General features: G+C 73.3%; 1 protein-coding gene and 1 pseudogene. Both read right to left on the bottom strand.

Features of this window, described 5'->3' with window-relative positions; genetic code table 11:
• The coding region (locus OZN99_RS27615; RefSeq protein WP_270938435.1) for an error-prone DNA polymerase at positions 1-2,699 on the bottom strand (2,699 nt) is incomplete at its 3' end.
• 215 nt (positions 2,700-2,914) lie between these two features.
• A pseudogene (locus OZN99_RS27610) lies at positions 2,915-3,577 on the bottom strand (hypothetical protein); the annotation flags it as partial.

Below are 3,577 nucleotides of genomic sequence, written 5' to 3'. Positions count from 1 at the left end.
GCCAGCGCATCCATCGCGCCGCGGTCGAGCCGCGCGCGGCGCGCGAGGTCGGCGACGTCGCCGAACGGGGCCGCCGCGCGGGCCGCCATGATGGCGCGCGCGTGGTCCTCCTTCAGGCCGGCGATGAGGCGCAGGCCGAGGCGCAGCGTCGGAGAGGCCGCGCGGCCCTCACCCTCCCGGCCTCCGGCCGGGCCCCTCCCTCTCCCGCTGCGCGGGAGAGGGGATATTGGCGCGACCGGCTCCCTCTCCCGCGCAGCGGGAGAGGGCTGGGGTGAGGGCCGCGCGACCTTCTCCATCCCGCTCCCGAGTTCCAGCGTGCAGTCCCAGTCCGACCACACGACATCCGCCGGCCGCACCTCCACCCCATGCTCCTTCGCGTCGCGCACGATCTGCGCCGGCGCGTAGAAGCCCATCGGCTGGCTGTTCAGCAGCGCCGCCGCGAAGGCCGCGGGGTGATGGCGCTTGATCCAGGCCGAGACATAGACGAGCTGCGCGAAGCTCGCCGCGTGGCTCTCGGGGAAGCCATAGGTGCCGAAGCCCTCGAGCTGGCGGAAGCAGCGCTCGGCGAAGTCGGGATCGTAGCCGTTCGCCTTCATGCCGGCGAGGAACTCCATGCGGAATTTCCAGATCTCGCCGGTGTTGCGGAAGGTCGCCATGGCGCGGCGCAGCTCGTCGGCGCGGGAGGGGGAGAAGCCGGCACCGACGATGGCGATCTGCATCGCCTGCTCCTGGAACAGCGGCACGCCGAGCGTCTTCTTCAGCACGCCCTCCAGCCCGTGCGGGATGTCCGGCTCCTCCTCGCCGTTCCGGCGGCGCAGATAGGGGTGCACCATGTCGCCCTGGATGGGGCCGGGGCGCACGATCGCGACCTGGATCACCAGGTCGTAGTATGCGCGCGGGCGCAGCCGCGGCAGCATGTTCATCTGCGCGCGGCTTTCCACCTGGAAGACGCCGATGGAATCGGCGCGGCGCAGCATGGCGTAGGTCTCGCGGTCGTCCTGCGGGACCGCGGCGAGCGTCAGCTTCGGCCCGCCCGCGCCCTCGATCAGCTCAAAGGCGCGGCGGATGCAGGTGAGCATCCCGAGGCCCAGCACATCCACCTTGAGGATGCGCAGCGCCTCGATGTCGTCCTTGTCCCATTCGATGGTGGTGCGGCCTTCCATCGCGGCCTTCACCACCACCGTGTGCTCCGTCAGCGGGCCGCGGGTGATGACGAAGCCGCCGACATGGGTGGCGAGATGCCGGGGGAAGTCCTGGATCTCCTCGGCGATCTCCATGGCGTGGCGGATGCGCGGATCGGCGTCGGGGCGCAGGCCGTTGTCGGCGGCGATCTCCGTCAGGCTCTTCTCGCCCGCGCCCCAGACGGATTTCGCCAGACGTGCGGTGACGTCCTCCGTCAGGCCCATCGCCTTGCCGACCTCGCGGATCGCGCTGCGCTCGCGGTAGCGGATCAGCGTCGCGGTCAGCGCGGCGCGGTCGCGGCCGTAGCGGTCGTAGATGTGCTGGATCACCTCCTCGCGCCGCTCATGCTCGAAATCCACGTCGATGTCGGGCGGCTCGTCGCGCGCGGCGCTGATGAACCGCTCGAACAGCAGGTCATGCTTGTCGGGCGCGACGGCGGTGATGCCGAGCGCGTAGCACACCGCGGAATTCGCCGCCGAGCCGCGGCCCTGGCAGAGGATGCCGCGCGACCGCGCGAAGCGCACGATCTCGTGGACCGTGAGAAAATAGGCCGCGTAGTCCATCTGCGCGATCAGGCGCAGCTCGTGCCGGACCTGGCGCGCGACCTTCTCCGGCACGCCGTCCGGCCAGCATTCCGCGCAGGCCGCGGCGACGCGCGCCTCCAGCGTCTGCTGCGGCGTGCGGCCGGGGTCGAGGATCTCGTCCGGATATTCGTAGGAGAGCTGGTCGAGCGAGAAGCGGCAGGCCTTCACCACGCGCAACGTCGCCGCCAGCGCCTCGGGGTGGCGATGCAGGCGGCGCGCGACCTCCTCCGGCGGCAGCAGATGCGCCTCCGCATTCGGCTCGGCGTGGTAGCCGAGCGCCTCCACTGTGGTGCCGAGGCGGATGGCGGCGAGCACGTCGGCGACACGGCGGCGCGCGGCGACATGGTAGCGCACGCCGCCCGCGGCGATCAGCGGCGGGCCGATGGCGGCCAGCGCATCCAGCCGCGCCTGGTCGTCGCCGCGGCAGCGATGGTCCGCGGCGCAGAACAGCGGCAGCGCGAGGCGCGGCTTCAGCGCCTGCGCGTCGGCGCGGAGCGCCTGCGCGAAGTCCGGCGTGACCTGGGCGGGCGGGATGCGCGCCATGACGCTGCCCTCCGCACCGGCCATCAGCATGTCGCGCGTCAGCCGTGTCTCGCCCTTCTCGCCATGCATGCGGGCGTCCGAGAGCATGCGGGTCAGGCGAGACCAGGCGGCGCGGTCGGTGGGCCAGGCGAGATATTCGGCACTGTCCTGCAGGCAGAGGCGAATGCCCGGCACGAAGCGGATGCCCGCCTGCCGCGCCGCCACCCAGCCGCGCACCAGGCCGGCGACGGAATTGCGGTCGGCGATGCCGATGGCGGGCATACCGAGCGTCTTGGCGGCGACGACGAGTTCGCGCGGGTGCGATGCGCCTTCGAGGAAGGTGAAGTTGGAGAGGGCGCCGAGTTCGGCGAAGGCAGGCTCGGCGACGATGTCGGGGGAGGTCGCGGGCACCGGGTCTCATCCTGCCGAGGCAGCCGCGCCCCCACCCCGACCAGCCTTCGGCCTCAACGCCGATTGGCGTTGACCCCCCGCTGCGCAGGGGAGGGAGCGGGTCGCGCCAGGCTTCCCTCCCCCGCCTTGCGGGGGAGGGTGGCTGCGCGAAGCGCAGGCGGGTGGGGGCGCGACCGGAGCCCGCCGGTCCATGAACGGATAGCGCGCCCGCTCCATCACATCCGCCCATGCACGAACCAGCGCGCCTCCGCGCCGAAGCCGGAGCGGCAGACCCAGAGCCGCGCGCCGGAGGCCAACTCCACCCGGTAGTAGTCGCGGCCCGGGCGGCCCTCCCGCTCGCGCCACCACTCCGGCTCCAGCCGTTCCGGCCCCTCCGCGGCGCGCACGCGATGTCCTAGTTTCCCGATGCGCAGCAGCGAGGGCGGGGCATCGGGCAGCAATGCCATCGCGCCGACCTCCAACGGCCGGCGCAGCAGGCGCAGCGGGCGCGGCGCGCGCGGCCAGCCGGGCGGGACCTGCACCACCGTCGTGGCGGCCACCCGCACCACCTCCCGCTCCGGCCAGTGGCTTGCCGCCGGGGCCAGGCGCCAGACCTGCACGCGCTGGGCCAGGCGGTCGAACAGGCGGGCCAGCTCCTCGCGCTGGACCGCGCCGCCCACGAAGCCACCTTGGGCCCCTGCCATCTCCTCCGTGACCTCGGCGCCGAGCGACAGGCGGTCGAAGCCGAAGCCGGGCTCCAGCTTCTCCAGCCGCTCCGCGAAGAGCCGCCCCAGATGCGCGGCATCGCGCGAGGCGAGGCCGGTGCCCACCGCCACCTCCTGCACCGCGCCGTCCACCCGGTGCGCGCGCAGCACCACGCGCCGCGCGCCGCGGCCCGC

Origin of the sequence: Falsiroseomonas oryzae (genome assembly GCF_027856955.1) — a bacterium.
GTDB classification, from domain to species: domain Bacteria; phylum Pseudomonadota; class Alphaproteobacteria; order Acetobacterales; family Acetobacteraceae; genus Falsiroseomonas; species Falsiroseomonas oryzae.
Note: the sequence above shows the minus strand (reverse complement) of the source record. Positions and strands in the feature narration are given on the sequence as shown.